Origin of the sequence: Haloactinopolyspora alba (assembly GCF_003014555.1) — a bacterium.
GTDB classification, from domain to species: domain Bacteria; phylum Actinomycetota; class Actinomycetes; order Jiangellales; family Jiangellaceae; genus Haloactinopolyspora; species Haloactinopolyspora alba.
In genome coordinates this window covers 54,421-69,591 of sequence record NZ_PYGE01000015.1, presented here as the reverse complement: position 1 = coordinate 69,591, position 15,171 = coordinate 54,421, and the positions used below count along the sequence as shown (strand labels likewise).

General features: G+C 70.7%; 15 protein-coding genes. 9 read left to right on the top strand and 6 right to left on the bottom strand.

All coding sequences use genetic code 11. The annotated features are described in order from the left end of the window. Nucleotides 1-18: 18 nt before the first annotated feature. A complete protein-coding gene (locus CLV30_RS18470) occupies nt 19-978 on the top strand; it encodes a bifunctional riboflavin kinase/FAD synthetase (protein WP_106538704.1) in 960 nt (319 codons plus the stop codon). Nucleotides 979-1,041: 63 nt separating this feature from the next. On the opposite strand, the gene CLV30_RS18465 is transcribed toward CLV30_RS18470, so the two are convergent. Further along, the gene (locus tag CLV30_RS18465; protein WP_129710913.1) at nt 1,042-1,455 is read right to left on the bottom strand and encodes a hypothetical protein; all 414 of its coding nucleotides are present in this window, start codon (nt 1,453-1,455) and stop codon (nt 1,042-1,044) included. Nucleotides 1,456-1,586: 131 nt separating this feature from the next. Here CLV30_RS18465 and CLV30_RS18460 point away from each other — a divergent pair, with 131 nt between their 5' ends. The 5 genes from CLV30_RS18460 to CLV30_RS18440 all read left to right on the top strand — a co-directional run bounded on the left by CLV30_RS18460 (nt 1,587) and on the right by CLV30_RS18440 (nt 7,471). Further along, nucleotides 1,587-2,714 carry an NsdA family TPR-like regulatory protein gene (locus tag CLV30_RS18460; protein ID WP_106538702.1) on the top strand — a complete coding sequence of 376 codons (1,128 nt, stop codon included), beginning with the start codon at nt 1,587-1,589 and terminating at the stop codon, nt 2,712-2,714. After that, nucleotides 2,711-3,253, top strand: a complete 543-nt coding sequence (locus CLV30_RS18455; protein WP_129710912.1) for a GNAT family N-acetyltransferase — start codon at nt 2,711-2,713, stop codon at nt 3,251-3,253. Before CLV30_RS18460 ends, CLV30_RS18455 begins: the two co-directional genes overlap by 4 nt. Before the next feature lie 163 nt (nt 3,254-3,416). Then, a complete protein-coding gene (gene rpsO / locus CLV30_RS18450; protein ID WP_106538700.1) occupies nt 3,417-3,686 on the top strand; it encodes a 30S ribosomal protein S15 in 270 nt (89 codons plus the stop codon). A gap of 215 nt (nt 3,687-3,901) precedes the next feature. Further along, nucleotides 3,902-6,148, top strand: coding sequence for a polyribonucleotide nucleotidyltransferase (locus CLV30_RS18445; RefSeq protein ID WP_106538699.1), 2,247 nt, complete (start codon nt 3,902-3,904; stop codon nt 6,146-6,148). A gap of 9 nt (nt 6,149-6,157) precedes the next feature. Continuing rightward, nucleotides 6,158-7,471: a M16 family metallopeptidase gene (locus tag CLV30_RS18440; RefSeq protein ID WP_205740605.1), complete on the top strand. Its 1,314-nt coding sequence runs from the start codon at nt 6,158-6,160 to the stop codon at nt 7,469-7,471. Between the two features lie 9 nt (nt 7,472-7,480). Here CLV30_RS18440 and CLV30_RS18435 read toward each other — a convergent pair whose 3' ends face one another. The 5 genes from CLV30_RS18435 to CLV30_RS18415 form a co-directional block, all read right to left on the bottom strand. Continuing rightward, the gene (locus CLV30_RS18435; RefSeq protein WP_106538697.1) at nt 7,481-8,947 is read right to left on the bottom strand and encodes a pyridoxal phosphate-dependent decarboxylase family protein; all 1,467 of its coding nucleotides are present in this window, start codon (nt 8,945-8,947) and stop codon (nt 7,481-7,483) included. A 43-nt stretch (nt 8,948-8,990) separates the two neighbouring features. Then, nucleotides 8,991-10,478, bottom strand: coding sequence for an HNH endonuclease signature motif containing protein (locus tag CLV30_RS18430; RefSeq protein ID WP_106538696.1), 1,488 nt, complete (start codon nt 10,476-10,478; stop codon nt 8,991-8,993). Between the two features lie 105 nt (nt 10,479-10,583). Further along, the gene (locus CLV30_RS18425; protein WP_205740604.1) at nt 10,584-10,958 is read right to left on the bottom strand and encodes a nitroreductase family deazaflavin-dependent oxidoreductase; all 375 of its coding nucleotides are present in this window, start codon (nt 10,956-10,958) and stop codon (nt 10,584-10,586) included. A 4-nt stretch (nt 10,959-10,962) separates the two neighbouring features. Beyond that, complete coding sequence (locus tag CLV30_RS18420; protein ID WP_106538771.1) at nt 10,963-11,424, bottom strand: tRNA (cytidine(34)-2'-O)-methyltransferase; 462 nt, start codon at nt 11,422-11,424, stop codon at nt 10,963-10,965. Between the two features lie 92 nt (nt 11,425-11,516). Continuing rightward, nucleotides 11,517-12,362 (bottom strand): hypothetical protein, encoded by an 846-nt coding sequence (locus CLV30_RS18415; RefSeq protein WP_129710911.1) that lies wholly within the window; start codon nt 12,360-12,362, stop codon nt 11,517-11,519. Between the two features lie 408 nt (nt 12,363-12,770). On the opposite strand from CLV30_RS18415, the gene CLV30_RS18410 reads away from it, so the two are divergent. The 3 genes from CLV30_RS18410 to CLV30_RS18400 all read left to right on the top strand — a co-directional run bounded on the left by CLV30_RS18410 (nt 12,771) and on the right by CLV30_RS18400 (nt 15,139). Continuing rightward, nucleotides 12,771-13,829: a hypothetical protein gene (locus CLV30_RS18410; RefSeq protein WP_129710910.1), complete on the top strand. Its 1,059-nt coding sequence runs from the start codon at nt 12,771-12,773 to the stop codon at nt 13,827-13,829. Between the two features lie 114 nt (nt 13,830-13,943). Next, entirely contained in the window at nt 13,944-14,684 is a 741-nt protein-coding gene (gene dapB, locus CLV30_RS18405) for a 4-hydroxy-tetrahydrodipicolinate reductase (protein ID WP_106538693.1), read from the top strand. Continuing rightward, nucleotides 14,681-15,139 carry a hypothetical protein gene (locus tag CLV30_RS18400; protein ID WP_240723209.1) on the top strand — a complete coding sequence of 153 codons (459 nt, stop codon included), beginning with the start codon at nt 14,681-14,683 and terminating at the stop codon, nt 15,137-15,139. The genes dapB and CLV30_RS18400 overlap by 4 nt, the downstream gene beginning before the upstream one ends. Nucleotides 15,140-15,171 lie beyond the last annotated feature (32 nt).

The window sequence follows — 15,171 nt, the reverse complement described above, 5'->3', positions numbered from 1 at the left end:
CACACCGGGGGAGCGCACGTGCACTGCTGGACCGATCTCGCCGAGGTCCCGCGCGGCTTCGGGCCATCGGTGGTCACCATCGGCAACTTCGACGGCGTCCACCGTGGCCATCGCGAGGTCCTGACGCGGATGGTCGCGGACGCGCGGGCAGCCGGAACGCGCGCGGTCGTCGTCACGTTCGACCCGCACCCGCGCGACCTGCATCAGCCCGACCGCGCGCCGCAACTGCTCACAGGTGTGACCGACCGCCTGCAGCTGCTGGCCGAAACCGGACTCGACGCGGTCCTGGTGCAGCCCTACACCTGGGAGTTCGCCCGGCAGTCGGCCGAGACGTTCGTCCGCCGGTTCCTGGTCGAAGGGCTGCGTGCGGTGACGGTCGTGGTCGGGCGGGACGTGCGGTTCGGCTGGCAGAACGAGGGCGACCTGACGACGATGCTCGAACTGGGGGAGCGGTTCGGCTTCGCGGTGGAGGTCATCGACGACGTCACTCCGGCGCCCGAGGCCGGCACGCCGCGACGCTGGTCGTCGACGTGGGTGCGCGAGCTGCTCGGCGCGGGCCGCGTCGCCGAGGCGGCGCAGATCCTGGGCCGCCCGCACCGCATGCGCGGCGTCGTCGTCCGCGGCGACGCCCGGGGGCGTGACCTCGGCTTTCCCACGGCGAACATGGCCGGCGACAGCGCCGGGATGATCCCCGCCGACGGCGTGTACGCCGGCTGGCTGACCCGCACCGGCGGGCGCGCGGCGTCGTCGCGGATGCCGGCCGCCATCTCGATCGGGACGAACCCGACGTTCGACGGTGCCGTGCGCCGGGTGGAGGCGTACGTGCTGGACCGCGACGACCTGGACCTGTACGACGACGAGGTGCTGCTCGAGTTCGTCGAGCTGCTGCGCCCCACGATGCGGTTCGACTCGCTGGAGGAGTTGGTGGCGACGATGACCGACGACGTCGCCAAGGCGCGGGTCGCGCTCGGGGTGTGAGCGGCTGCCCAGCGTGATGGTGGTGCGTTTACCAGTGCCATGGTGCCGGTAAACGCACCACCATCACATGTCACGCGGCGCCGCGCAGCATGAGCCGGCGGTCGGAGCGGCGACGACCGGCCGATCTGACGCGGCCATGGCGGATGTTGGCGGGTCGATCCAGCGCACGTCGGTAAGGCCGTTGTGACCGTGGATCTGCTCGACGTCAGCAATGTCGTCGTAGACGCTCACCGATCGTACGTCGGAGCAGCGCCACGCGAGCGTGACCCGGCCGGACGGGTAGCGGGTGCCGTAGGCGATGACGCCAGTGCCTGACCCGCCGGTGAGATCGTACCGGCGGTGCAATGCGAATAGCCGGGGAAGGTCGTCGATGTCAGGCATGGTTCTCCTCTGCGAGTCGTCAGATCTGGTACCGACTGTGACCCGCAGTTCCGCCGAGAGGAAGGTGTCAACGTGGTGACAAGGGTTCGTCACCATGGTTGTCACCGCGTCTTCACCGCGTTGTGCGAAACTGAAACATGGGCTCGGAATCGTTGCCTGGCTGGGCGGACCGCATCCGCCGCGAGCGGGACCTGCGCGGTTGGTCTCAGGCTGACGCTGTGCGTGCGATGTCGGCTCATGGCGACGGGTCGGTCCCGGAACCGGAGCATGTGCTCAGGCGGTGGAAGTCCTGGGAGTCGGGCGCGACCATGCCGAGCGCGCACTATCAGTCGCTCATCGCCAAGACATTCGGCACGACACGGTTTGCGCTCTTCCCGTCGCCACGCCGTTCCGCCGAGGTCGACGTAGCGACGGTCGCAATGGACACGACTGAGTTGCTCGGGCGGGTTCAAGGCTCCGATGTCGATGGCGCGACCTTGGAGACATTGCGGATCACCGCCGACCGGCTCTGCTCGGCATATGCGCACACCCCGTCCGACGAGCTACTGCGAGAGGCCCGGACCTGGCTCGCACGGGTAGGTGATCTGCGGCATCGCCGTCTCACCCTGCAGCAGCACCGGGAAGTGCTTGCGCTGGCCGGTTGGTTGGCGTTGCTGGTCGGCTGCGTGGAATACGACATGGGCGACTCGTTGGACGCCGAAGCCACTCGGCGCGTCGCATACAGCCTCGGCGCAGAGGCCGGGAACGGTGAGATCCAGGGATGGGCGTACGAGATGCGCGCCTGGTTCGCGCTCACGTCGGGTGACTACCGCGGTGCGGTGGCGAGCGCTCGTGCAGGTGCGCAGGTGGCCGACGGATTCGGCGTCGCAGCTCAACTCGCCGCGCAAGAAGCGAAGGCGTGGGCGCGCATCGGGGACCGGCGCCAGGTCGAGGTGGCCCTGGCCCGTGGCCGAGAGGCCCTGGATGTACTGCCCTATCCGGACAACATCGCCCACCATTTCGTCGTCGACCCTGCCAAGTACGACTTCTACGCCATGGACGTGTACCGGACCTTGGGTGTCGACGACGTCGCCGCCGGTCTGGCCACCGAGGTTCTGCGGGCTCTGCCCACCGGACGCGCGCCGATGCGGGTCGCCGAAGCCAGGATCACCCTGGGCGTCGCCGCCGCACGCGCCGGCGATCTGGAGCAGGCCGTCGACCACGGTGGCCATGCGATCGACGATGGCGTCAAGAAGTCACTGCCGTCCCTTCGGATGACGGCGGGCGAACTGGCGGCGACACTACGTGCCGAGTATGCCGACGAGATCCGCGTACGCGAGTACCTCGAACGTCTCAGGAGACTCGAGGTGCAGTGACGCGATCGATCTCGATTCAGCAAGAAGCACGAAAGGGCATGGTCGTCTCCGGTATGGCATGGCAAATCCGCGAAGCGCGTCTCCCGGACGACGCGGACGACCTCGCGCGCCTCTACGTCGGCAGCGCGCTTCATCACGTCGAACTCGACCCGGGGATGTACCGGGTGCCCGAGGTCCGTGTCGTGGCGGATCGTTTCCGGGCCGCGGCTCACGACGCCGGTCAGGTCGTGCTGATGGCCGACGCGGCGGGCCTCGCCGTGGGTTTTGCCGCAGTCACGATGCTCACGCCGCCCAGCCCAGCGAGCATGCTGGCCGACATGCCGGCAGCGTCGGTGGAAGTCGCAGTGCATCCCGACCGGCGACGACAGGGTATCGGCTCCGCATTGATGCAGGCGGTGGCCGAGCGGGCGCGCAGCCTCGGCGCGCGATGCATCCGGCTCGACGCTCATGCTGACAACGAAGCCGCGCTCGGTCTCTACCACCGGCTGGGTTACCGGCCGACGGGTATCCTGATGCAAGCGAGCGTCGACGAGGTCTGAGCGACGGCCCGCACCGGGGGTTTCTGGGCGGCTGTGCAGCGATCGATTCGGTTGTGACGCTGTTGCGCTGGTATTCTTGGGCCGCCGTCAGAACGGCCGCGGTCACCAGTGCCCCGGTGGACATGCCCGGACGCGCCGCGCAACGATTCAGACAAGGAGTTCCGTGCCGACCGACACCGCCACGAAGCAGCAGATCATCGCCGAGCACGCTCGCGACGAGGGCGACACGGGCTCGCCCGAGGTCCAGATCGCGCTGCTGACGCACCGCATCAACCACCTCACGGAGCACCTGAAGACGCACAAGCAGGACCACCACAGCCGACGCGGCCTGCTGCTGCTGGTGGGGCAGCGTCGCCGGATGCTCAAGTACCTGTACGCGGCCGACGTCGCCCGCTACCGGGCGCTGATCCAGAAGCTCGGCCTGCGCCGATGACACGTTCGTCGAGGGAGCGGACTCCCACCTCGGGAGCCGCTCCCTCGTCGTATAACTGAACACCGACCAACCCGAACAGGGCGGGCCACTGTGAACGTAGCCGGCCGGTCCTCGGTTGTGGCTCTCGGGTTTCTTCCCGCGGGCTTCCATCGAAGACCGGCACATACCAACCTCCGTCACAGGTGCCTTCCCGCGAAGTACCAGGAGGACGACCCATGACGGGTCCGCAAATCCACAGTGCCGAAGCCGTGATCGACAACGGTAAGCACGGCACGCACACCATGCGGTTCGAGACCGGCCAGCTCGCGCAGCAGGCCGCCGGCTCCGCGACGGTGTATTTCGACGACGACACCATGCTGCTGTCGGCCACGACCGTGTCCAAGCAGCCGAAGGAGCACCTCGACTTCTTCCCGCTGACGGTCGATGTCGAGGAGCGCATGTACGCCGCGGGACGCATCCCCGGCTCGTTCTTCCGCCGCGAGGGCCGGCCCAGCGAAGAGGCCATCCTGACCTGCCGGCTCACCGACCGTCCGCTGCGCCCGTCGTTCGCGAACGGCCTGCGCAACGAGGTCCAGGTCGTCATGACGGTCATGTCGCTGCACCCGGATCACATGTACGACGTCGTCGCCATCAACGCCGCGTCGGCGTCCACTCAGCTGTCCGGGCTGCCGTTCTCCGGCCCGATCGGAGCGGTACGTGTCGCGCTGGTCGAGGACCAGTGGGTGGCGTTCCCGAACCACTCGCAGCTGTCCGAGGCCGTGTTCGACATGGTGGTCGCCGGTCGGGTGCTGCCCGACGGCGACGTCGCCATCATGATGGTCGAGGCGGAGTCCACCGCCGAGACGTGGAATCTCGTGCAGGCCGGCCGGACCGCCCCCACCGAGGAGGTCGTCGCGGCGGGTCTCGAGGCGTCCAAGCCGTTCATCACCGAGCTCGCCAACGCCCAGCGGCGGCTGGCCGACGCCACAGAAGACGGTGTCAAGGAGGCGGGTGAATTTCCGGTCTTCCTCGACTACAGCGACGAGATCCACGCGGCCGTCGAGGACGCCGCCCGCGACGAGCTCACGAAGGCGCTGACCATCGCCGGCAAGCACGAGCGTGACGACCGCCTCGACGAGATCAAGGCCGACGTCAAGGAGAAGCTGGCCGAGCGGTTCGAGGGTGCCGACAAGGAGATCAGCGCCGCCTTCCGTGCGGTGACCAAGAGCGCCGTGCGCGAGCGGGTGCTGCGCGACAACGTACGCATCGACGGTCGTGGCCTCACCGACATCCGGACCCTGTCCGCCGAGGTCGGGCCGATCCCGCGGGCACACGGCTCGGCGCTGTTCGAGCGTGGCGAGACGCAGATCCTCGGCGTCAGCACGCTGAACATGCTGAACATGGAGCAGAAGCTGGACACGCTCTCGCCGGAGAAGTCCAAGCGCTACATGCACAACTACAACTTCCCGCCGTACTCGACCGGCGAGACCGGCCGTGTCGGCACGCCGAAGCGGCGCGAGGTCGGTCACGGCGCGCTCGCCGAGCGGGCGCTGGTGCCGGTCATCCCGCCGCGCGAGGAGTTCCCCTACGCCATCCGGCAGGTGTCCGAGGCGCTGGGCTCGAACGGCTCGACGTCCATGGGCTCGGTCTGCGCGTCCACGATGTCGCTGCTCAACGCCGGTGTTCCGCTGCGGGCGCCGGTGGCGGGCATCGCTATGGGTCTCATCTCCGGCGAGCTGACGAACGACGCCGGCGAGTCCGAGCGTCGCTACGTGACGCTGACCGACATCCTGGGCGCCGAGGACGCGTTCGGCGACATGGACTTCAAGGTCGCCGGCACCAAGGAGTTCGTGACCGCGCTGCAGCTGGACACCAAGCTGGACGGCATCCCGGCGTCGGTGCTGGCGGCCGCGCTGCAGCAGGCCCGCGACGCGCGGCTGACGATCCTCGATGTCATGTCCGAGGCGATCGCCGAGCCGGACGAGATGAGCCCCTACGCTCCGCGCGTCATCTCGATCAACATCCCGGTCGACCAGATCGGCGCGGTGATCGGGCCCAAGGGCAAGGTCATCAACCAGATCCAGGAAGACACCGGCGCCGAGATCGGCATCGAGGACGACGGCACGATCTTCATCGGTGCCACCGACGGTCCGTCGGCGGAGGCCGCCCGGTCGGCCATCAACGCCATCGCCAATCCGACCATGCCGGAGGTCGGCGAGCGCTACCTGGGCACCGTGGTCAAGACCACCAGCTTCGGCGCGTTCGTCTCGCTGTTGCCGGGCAAGGACGGCTTGGTGCACATCTCCAAGCTGCGCACGCTCGCGGGTGGCAAGCGGGTCGAGAACGTCGACGACGTCGTCGAGGTCGGGCAGAAGATCCAGGTCGAGATCACCGAGATCGACGACCGGGGCAAGCTCGCCCTGACGCCGGTGGCCGACGAGGATTCGGGTTCCGCCGAGTCCACCGAGACCGCCGACGTCTGATCGTCGCTGGTGACGGGATTCACGCGCACGCTGCTGGGTGAGGACGAAGGCGGGTTGGTCCGCCGCACCGTCCTCCCCAGCGGCCTGCGCATCGTGACCGAGGCCGTGCCGACCGTGCGGTCGGTGTCGATCGGCATGTGGGCCGGGGTGGGATCGGTCGACGAGGCGCCGCACCAGGCCGGCGCCACCCACTACCTCGAGCACCTGCTGTTCAAGGGCACGCCGAAACGCAGCGTGCTGGACATCTCGGCGGCCATCGAGTCGGTGGGCGGTGAGCTCAACGCGTTCACGGCGAAGGAGTTCACCTGCTACTTCGCCCGGGTGCTCGACACCGACCTGCCGTTGGCCGTCGACGTCGTCGCGGACATGGTGACCTCGTCACTGATCGAGTCCGCCGACGTCGAGAGTGAGCGAGACGTCGTGCTCGAGGAGATCTCGATGCGCGACGACGACCCGTCGGACGCGGTGCACGACCTGGTCGCCGAGCGGATGTGGGGCGACAGCCCGCTGGGACGGTCGATCCTCGGCACGGTCGACAGCATCACGTCGATGTCGCGCGACACCGTCCACGACTACTACCGCGGGCACTACCTTCCGCGGAACATCGTCGTCGCCGCGGCGGGCAACGTCTCTCACGACGACGTGGTGGCGATGGTCACCGACGCGTTCGCCACCGCCGGGTTCGACGTCGAGGAATCGCCCGCGCCGCCGCGCATCGGGGGGACGACGCCGGTGAACCCGCCCGGCGTGTCGGTGCTGCACCGGCCCACCGAGCAGGCCAACGTGGTGCTGGCGGTGCCCGGACTGGCCCGCAACGACGACCGGCGATTCGCGCTGGGTGTCCTGAACGCCGCGATCGGCGGCGGCATGTCGTCACGGCTGTTCCAGGAGATCCGCGAGCGGCGCGGCCTGGCGTACGCGGTCTACTCGTACGCCGCCCAGCACGCCGCCGCGGGCATGTTCGGGGTGTACGTCGGCTGCCAGCCGAAGAAGGTCGACGAGGTGCTGGAACTGTGCCGGTCGACGCTGGACGAGGTCGTCTCGTCGGGCATCTCCAAGGAGGAGCTCGACCGGGGCAAGGGTCAGGCCCGCGGCGGGCTCGTTCTCGGCCTGGAGGACACCAGCGCCCGGATGAGCCGGCTGGCGAAGGCCGAGCTGGTCTACGACGAACTGCCGAGTGTCGACGAGCTGATCAGCCGCGTCGACGGGGTCACCATGGACCAGGTGCGCGAGCTGGCGGAGACGCTGCTGACGGCGTCGCCGTCGCTGGCGGTGGTGGGCCCGTTCGACGAGGCGCGCCGCTTCGACGCCGCCGTCGCCTGAGCCGCGTACCTACCTCAACCGGCGACCGTGGTGGACGACCTCGTCCACCAGTGTCCGGACGTGCTCGGCCTCGGTGCGGTAGTTGATCAGGCAGGCGCGGATGGCGTAGCGGCCGCGCACGACCGCGTTGGACGGATGCACCAGGCCGGCTCGCTGCACGGCGTAGAGGATCTGCTCGTTCAACGCGTCGAGCTCGGCCTCGGTGAGGGGGTCGGCTCCGGCGGGCGGGACGTACCGGAAGCACACGATCGACAGCTCGGGATCGGCCAGCGCCTCCAGCTCGTCATGGTCGGACACCAGGTGGTGCAGCCACCGCGCCAGCTCGATGTCGTGCTGGATGCGCCCGGCGAACGCGCTCCAGCCGTGTGCCATCAGTGACACCCAGACCGGCAGTGCGTCGAACGGACGGGTGAACTGCGGCGTCGACTGGTAGCGCAGCACCATGTCCTGCTCGAGCTCCGCGTCGAGCTGTGCGTAGTCGGGGCGCAGGGTGAACGACGCCAGCTGGCGGGCTGGGTCGCGGAACAGCACCAGGCTGGACGAGATCGGGATGTTCATCCACTTGTGCGGGTCGCAGGTGACCGAGTCCGCCCGCTCGATGCCGGCGAACCGATGCCGGAGGTCGTCGACCATGGCGGCCGGCCCGCCGTAGGCGGCGTCGACGTGGAACCAGCAGCCGTGCCGCCGCGCGATCTCACCCAGCTCGGCGAGCGGGTCGACTGCGCCGAGCTCGGTCGTGCCCGCCGTGCCGACGACGCACAGCGGCCGGACACCGCCGGCGAGGTCACGCTCGACGGCCGCGGTCAGCGCGTCCGGGCGCATCCGCAGCCGCCCGTCGGTGGTGATGCGCCGCACCATGGCGGTGCCCAACCCGAGGATGTCCGCGGCGCGGTCGACGGTCTCGTGCGCATCGTCGGAGGCGTAGACCGCCAGCGGCGGACCGGCGGCGACACCGTCGCGCCGGACGTCCCAGCCGGCGAGTGTGTCCCGGGCGACCGTCAGCGCCATCAGATTGGCGGTCGCGCCACCGGTGACGAAAGCGCCGGAGCTGTCGGCCGGCAGGCCGAGGCGCTGGGCGAACCAGGACAGCACGAGCGTCTCGAGCTCGGCCGCGGCCGGACCGAGCGGCCAGCCTCCCGCGTTCTGGTTGATCCCTGCCGCCAGCAGCGACGCCGGTGCGCCCGGGACCGTGCCCGCTCCGGAGATGAACGCCATGTAGCCGCCGTGCCCGGTCTGAGTGCTGTACTCGAACACCATCTGGCGCAGCGCGGCCAGCAGTTCGTCGTCGTCCTGCGGATCGTCCGGCACGGCGTGGGCGACAGCGGCCCTGGTCTGGGCCGGCGTGTGCGTGTGCGCGACCGGTAGATCGGGCAGCCGGCGCAGGTACTCGACCCACAGGTCCAGCATCGCCCGTCCGAACCGGTGGGCACGGTCGGGGGACCAGTCGAGGTCTGGCAGTGGCTCGGGGCGCTGCATGCGCCGACGCTACATCGGGGGTACGACAGCGAGTCCGCGGCCGTCAGAACGGCGGTGGGCCGGTTCCGGGTCTGTCGATGACCGGCCCGGTCCGTTCCGGTGGTTCGGTGTACCGGTGTCCGGAGGGCGACAGCCACACGCATACGCCGGTGCTGGTGCGTTCGAGGTGCCATCCGCCACCGTGTTTGAGCAGGTGGTGGGTCTTGCAGAGAGTGTGGCAGTTGCAGGCCGCGGTGGGCCCGCCCCGGCTGAACGGGTCGCGGTGGTCGATCTCGCAGCGGATGGCCGGCCGGTGGCACCCGACGGCGCGGCATTCGCGGTCGCGGAGGATGACGTGGTCGACGAGGGCTTGGGTGGGCCGGTAGCGGGTGCGGCCGTGGTCGAGGACCTCGCCGGTGGCGGGGTGGGTGCCGAGCCAGGTCCAGACGCCGGCGGCGGCGAGGTGGCGGGCGGTCTCGGCTGGGACGGGGCCGTAGCCGTGCAGCTCGGCCGGGTCGTCGCTGAGCCCGAGCATGGTGGTGAGCGGGAAGGTGAGGTGCACGGTGACCGGGCGGTGGTGCGCTGTGGCCAGCGGCGTGCCGGAACCGGCGTGCTCGGTGGTGCTCAGCGAGGTCCACGCGAACGCGGCGAGGGCGTCGGCGCGGCGCTGATCGGCGGTGCGGGGCTCGCGCCCGGCGTGGCGGTCGTGCCGCTCCGCGGCCGTCGCGGCGGCGTCGAGGGTGTTCCTGAGCGCGACGGCGTCTTCGGCGGGTAGCAGCGCGTCGAGGTGGGCCATGCCGTCGCCGGCCGGGGTGACGGCCACGTAGCGGCGTTGCCGGGCGGTGCGGCAACGGTCCTGGGCGTCGGTGGCGGCGAGCTTCGCCAGCAGTTCGGTGATTCTGCGGCGCAGCGCCACGGAGTCGAGCTCGGGCGCGTCCGGTAGGACCGCGATTTCGACGCGGCGGCGAACGGCAGGGGCGTGCCCGCCGAGCTCGTTGGTGATGGTGCGGGCGCGCCGTTCGTCGATGGTGCCGTCGGTCAGGGCGGCGTGGGTGGCGGGGAAGTCCTCGACGAGCTGGACGGCGTGCCCGACGGTGTTCTCCGCCTGCCGGACGGTGGTCGCGGTGCGCGCGGCGAGGTCCATCGCAGTGTTGGTGACCGGGTTCGCCGACCGGGATCCGGTGTCGGCTGGGCGCATCTGCGCACGCCGGGTGAGCTCGGCCATCGTGCCCGCATGCCGGGCTTGTGCCCAGGCGATGAGGCGCTGCCAACCGGCGGCGGCCTCGACGAGGTCGTACGCGTCGAGGCCGGCGGTGTCGGTGGCGGTGAGCAGATCGGCCGTCTCGGGCCCCGGGAGCATGTCCGCGACCGCCTCCGGCGCGAACCCGTCGCCGGCGTCGGCCGGATCGACCACGGCCCGACCGTCCGGGCCGTACGGGGGACCCGGGTCGTGCGGGTCGCCACCGAGACCGTCGGTGGGCTCGAGGACGGCGCCGTCCGCCTCGTCCCGCAGACCTGCCGTCAGAGCACCGTGACCGTCTTCCTCGAACATGTGAACGACACTACCGCGTGCCACCGACAACCTCGGCCGATCAACGGCCAACCACGACGGCGGCCGCGCCCGACGGGTGGGCTGCCAGGCCCGTCACGACGAGGGTCAGCCGATGTCGGCGGCGAGCGCTGAGCCGAAGACCCGCGCCGTCCACCGCGTTCCCGGCGGGAGGTCGCCTCGCCGGCTGGAGGTGACCACGCGCGGGCGGGTGATCGTCTGGGTGCGGCCGCGCCGCGTGACCTCCGCGTGCCCTGCGGCTGCGACGTTGCGGGACCAGTCGGTCTCGCCGTAGGTCAGTGCGATGACGAGGGTGTCGCCGCGCCGGTACGCGAGCACGACCGTCCGGTAGGTCCGCCCGGTGCGCCGGCCGCGATGCGTCACCACGGCCCACGGCGGCAGATACGGCGCCCACAACCCCATGACCGGGTTGGCGACGTGCCGGTTGGAGCGCGCGAGCCACCGCGGCAGCCGGATCGGCACGGCTTCACACCCCCGGGTACCCGTGCTGGCGCCACGCCTCGTACGTGGCGACGGCGGCGGAGTTGGAGAGGTTCAGCGACCGGCGGCCGGGCAGCATCGGGATGCGGACCCGCTCGGTGACCATCGGGTCGTCCAGCACGGCGTCCGGCAGGCCGTCGGGCTCGGGCCCGAACAGCAGTGCGTCGCCGGCACGATACGTGACCTCGCTGTGCCGGGTGGTGGCCGTGGTGGCGAAGGCGAACACCCGGCCGGGCTCGGCCGCCTTGCGGAAGGCCGTGAGGTCGGCGTGCACCGTGACGTTGGCGAGGTCGTGATAGTCGAGCCCGGCGCGGCGGAGCTTGGCGTCGTCGAGGTCGAATCCCAGCGGCTCGACCAGGTGCAGATGAGCACCGGTCGCGGCGACCAGCCGGATGGCGTTGCCCGTGTTGGGCGGGATGCGCGGTTCGTAGAAGACGACGTGGAACACGTTGGCTCCGATCGGCTCGCGAGGTCGGTCACCAAGCAGCGTATTCCGCATGGCGGGCGCGACGTCGCCGGGGAGACGGGGCGCCGCTCGGGCTACCCGTCAACTCGCTCGTGAGTGTCGGCGTGGACGGACCGTGCGATCCGGCGCACCGCCCGGCTGACACGCTGCCGGGCGGCGGGCCAGGCAAAGCCGTGGCGGGCAGCGGCGTCCGCTCCGCCGCGCTGTCCTGGTGCTGGTGCGTGGATGTCGACGATCAGCGTTGCCTCCTGGGCGGAGACGGCGCCCGTGTCCACGGCCCACGCCAGGAGCTCGAGCAGTTCGAGGTCGGCAGGGATCTGCGTGGGCTGGGCCGCGACGGCATGCGGGATGTCCGCTCCTGCTGGCAGTTCGTGGCGTCGAGGAGCGAGCTCGCCGACCACGATCCGCAGTGTGTCCATAGCGATGTTGGCGGCGACCTTGCGGTGACGGCGCTCGACGGGATACGTCGCGATGACCGTCCAGAGCGCGGTGACCGTCGCTTGCTCGAGGTTGTCGCGTGTGTCCCGGCCGGCGTGACTGGCTGCGATCCGGACGGCCTTGCCCAGCATGAGCTGCAGGACGGTGCGGGTGGCCAGTTCGTCACCGTCGTGCCCGAGCCGCACCAGGGCGAGCAGGATCTCGTCGGCCTGCTCGGGAGCGGCTCCGGCGACGGCCGCTTCGACCGAACGCAGATCCGCACAGCCGGCGATGGCGCCGTGCACGGCCGCCCAGCCGGAGACCGTCGCTTGGTTGGTGGGGGCGGCGCACAGCTCCGTCCACTCGGAGTTCAGACGGCCGACGAGGCTGGAGTCGTTCCGGTGCCGGGCCCCGGTTCGCCCGACACTGGTGTGGAGATCGTCCGTGGGTTCGGGTGTGCGGCGTTCCGCGGCGGGGCGGATGGCGGCGTCGATGGTGATCACGATGGCTCCTCGCGTGTGGACCGACACCGAACACGCTGCTTGCCGCCTCTTGCCGGTCGGCTTGCCCCGGTCCCGCCGGGTGTGACGAGGCACACTTGCCCGGCGGTGCCTTCTGGTTGCCCGGGCACGCTCCGGCTCTGATGCGTCTCGAAACTCGGTTGTCCACAGTCGAACCCGGCCCGCCGCGGTCGTCCACAGATCGCGCGAGCGCCGTTGTGGTGGTGTGCTCAGGTGGGGAGAGTCGTGGCCATGTCCAAATCTCGTTCCAGTAAGCGCCGCTCGAAGCGGCGGTCACACCACGCCCGCCAGTCCCCCCAGACTCCCCAGGATCCGCAGGCCCGCCAGCATCTCGGGCCCGTCTCGGTCGCTGAATTCGAAGAGATGCTGACCGAAGAGGATCTTTGGCTGATGACCGAGGCAGTGGGCGCGGAGCAACGCGGCGACCTCAGCCATGCGCTGGCCTGCCTGCAACGCGCCCCACGACCCGTCGGCAGTTCTTGGGATGACGAGCTTGCCGAGATGGTCGAGCTCGGCGAGAGCGCAGAGCCGTGGCAATGGGCCAGGTTCACCGTCGCCGCCGCTGGTCGCTGGGTCAGAACTCTGCCGTTACCGCTGGTGGCCCGAGTGATCCGTGAGGTCACCGACGCGGCCGAGGGCGCCGACGGTCCGGTCTTCCCGGAGTATCCGGGCTGGGTCGCCGGCCGCGCGGCGCTGCACCCAGCGGTCGCCGGCACGCTGCTGTTCGACGAACTCATGCTCGAGGTCTTTCTCGTCCAGGTCGCCCCTGTCCTGGCCGGTCGAAGTGGCGGAGGCCGGACATGGGCGGACACGCCCGGCCGGATCTACGAGCTCGTCGGCGTCGACGGAGTCGAACTCGACGTGCGCGAGCACGCCACCGGGCGTGAGCACAGGATCCGGCACCTCGGCGAGACCGTCGGACTGGGCCCGGGCGATCTGGTCTACGGACATCTCATCGACGTGCCTGGCGAGCCGGCGCTGATCTTCGCGGCTCCACCGATCGTGGTCGACGAGGTGGTGGCGCAGCGCCTCGAACGGCTTGCCGACCATGATCCGTGGGATCTCGAGTCGCGGTGCGCCGCGCTGGGTGCGGCGGTCCGTTCCGGCGACCCTTACCACCGGCCACCGATCGAGTTCGACGACGAACCGGCTCCGTGGGTGCGTGAACTGATGGCCGACGGCCTCGGCCGTGTCGATGCCGAACAACTCGCCACCATCGAAGCGGTGATCATGGCGTGTGAAATCAGCTCCGGTTCGGCGCCGTCGGCTGCGTTTCATGCCGGCGTCGCTCTGGCGCATCCCCAGGTCTATGCCGAAGCGCAGCGCCGTTACACCGGGTCCGAGCACGAGGCGCTGTGGCGTACGCTCGCCGGCGCCAGCCACGGCCGAGAACGGGCCCGGTTCGTCCAGCTGGCCGAGGCCAGCCGGGGCCACCGGGAAGCGTCGTGAAATCGCCGGCCGGTGTCGGCAAGCCTCGGGCCGGGTGTCGTCGAGGTGGCGCGGGCGAGAGCGGTAGAGCACCGGGCGGCGAACGCCGGAGCGTCAGTACGCAAGACTGGGCGCATGAATGTACGCGTTGCGGTGATCGGTGCGGCCGGCCGGATGGGACAGCAGGTGTGCCGGGCGGTCGAGTCGGCCGACGACCTCGACCTCGCCGGGCGGTTCGACGCCGGCGACGAACTGGGTGACCTCGGCGGGGCGGACGTCGCGGTGGACTTCACGGTCCCCGGCGCGACGCTGGCGAACGTGCTGCACTGTGTGTCCAGGGGCGTGCACGCGGTGGTCGGCACCACCGGGTGGACCGACGACCGGCTGGCCGAGGTACGCACCGCGCTGGACGAGCGGCCCGCGGTCGGCGTGCTCGTCGCCCCGAACTTCGCCATCGGGGCGGTGCTGACCATGAAGTTCGCCCGCGAGGCGGCACGGTTCTACGAGTCCGTCGAGGTCGTCGAGCTGCATCACCCGGACAAGGTCGACGCGCCCAGCGGCACCGCAGTGCGCACCGCACAGCTGGTCGCCGAGGCGCGCCGGGACGCCGGTGTGGACCCCGCACCCGACGCCACCGCCTCCGGCCTGGACGGGGCCCGCGGCGCCGACGTCGACGGGGTGCCGGTGCACGCGGTGCGGCTGCGCGGGATGGTGGCACACGAGGAGGTGCTGTTCGGCTCGCCGGGCGAGACGCTGACGCTGCGGCACGACTCGTTCGACCGCGAGTCGTTCATGCCCGGCGTGCTGACCGGTGTCCGTCAGGTGCGCGAACGCCCGGGGCTGACGGTCGGGCTCGAAAGCTACCTCGGGCTGTGAGCGCCGCCAGGCGCGAACGCGCGTGGGCCGTCGGCATGGCGGCGCTGGTCGCCGTGCTGCTGGTGCTCGTCGGCTGGCGAGGATTCCTGCTGCTCGACTCCGGCGAGGCGGCGGGCGTCGGTATCGGTGTCGCGGTGCTCGTGATCGCGGCCGTCGGGGCGTGGATCCTGTGGCGGTCGGTGTCGTTCGGGATCCGGATGCAGACGCTGGCGCGTGAGCTCGAGGCCGAGGGCGGGCTGCCGGCCGACGAGCTGCCGCGCAGACCGAGCGGCAGGGCCGACCGGGCCGCAGCCGACGCGCTGTTCGAGCAGCGGCGCGCCGAGGTCGAGGCGGACCCGGACGACTGGCGGGTGTGGTTCCGGCTCGCGCTGGCCTACGACGACGCCGGAGACCGCTCCCGCGGGCGCGAGGCCGCACGGGCCGCGATCTCGCGGTATCGGGCCGAGTCCCGCTGACCCTCTTCTCACCGAGCCCGGAACCCGGCAGG

Coding starts and splice junctions, on each gene's coding strand:
- CLV30_RS18465 (WP_129710913.1), bottom strand. CDS start 1,455: ATGGTGACGAACCCTTGTCACCACGTTGACACCTTCCTCTCGGCGGAA.
- CLV30_RS18460 (WP_106538702.1), top strand. CDS start 1,587: ATGTCGGCTCATGGCGACGGGTCGGTCCCGGAACCGGAGCATGTGCTC.
- CLV30_RS18445 (WP_106538699.1), top strand. CDS start 3,902: ATGACGGGTCCGCAAATCCACAGTGCCGAAGCCGTGATCGACAACGGT.
- CLV30_RS18435 (WP_106538697.1), bottom strand. CDS start 8,947: ATGCAGCGCCCCGAGCCACTGCCAGACCTCGACTGGTCCCCCGACCGT.
- CLV30_RS18430 (WP_106538696.1), bottom strand. CDS start 10,478: ATGTTCGAGGAAGACGGTCACGGTGCTCTGACGGCAGGTCTGCGGGAC.
- CLV30_RS18410 (WP_129710910.1), top strand. CDS start 12,771: ATGACCGAGGCAGTGGGCGCGGAGCAACGCGGCGACCTCAGCCATGCG.
- dapB (WP_106538693.1), top strand. CDS start 13,944: ATGAATGTACGCGTTGCGGTGATCGGTGCGGCCGGCCGGATGGGACAG.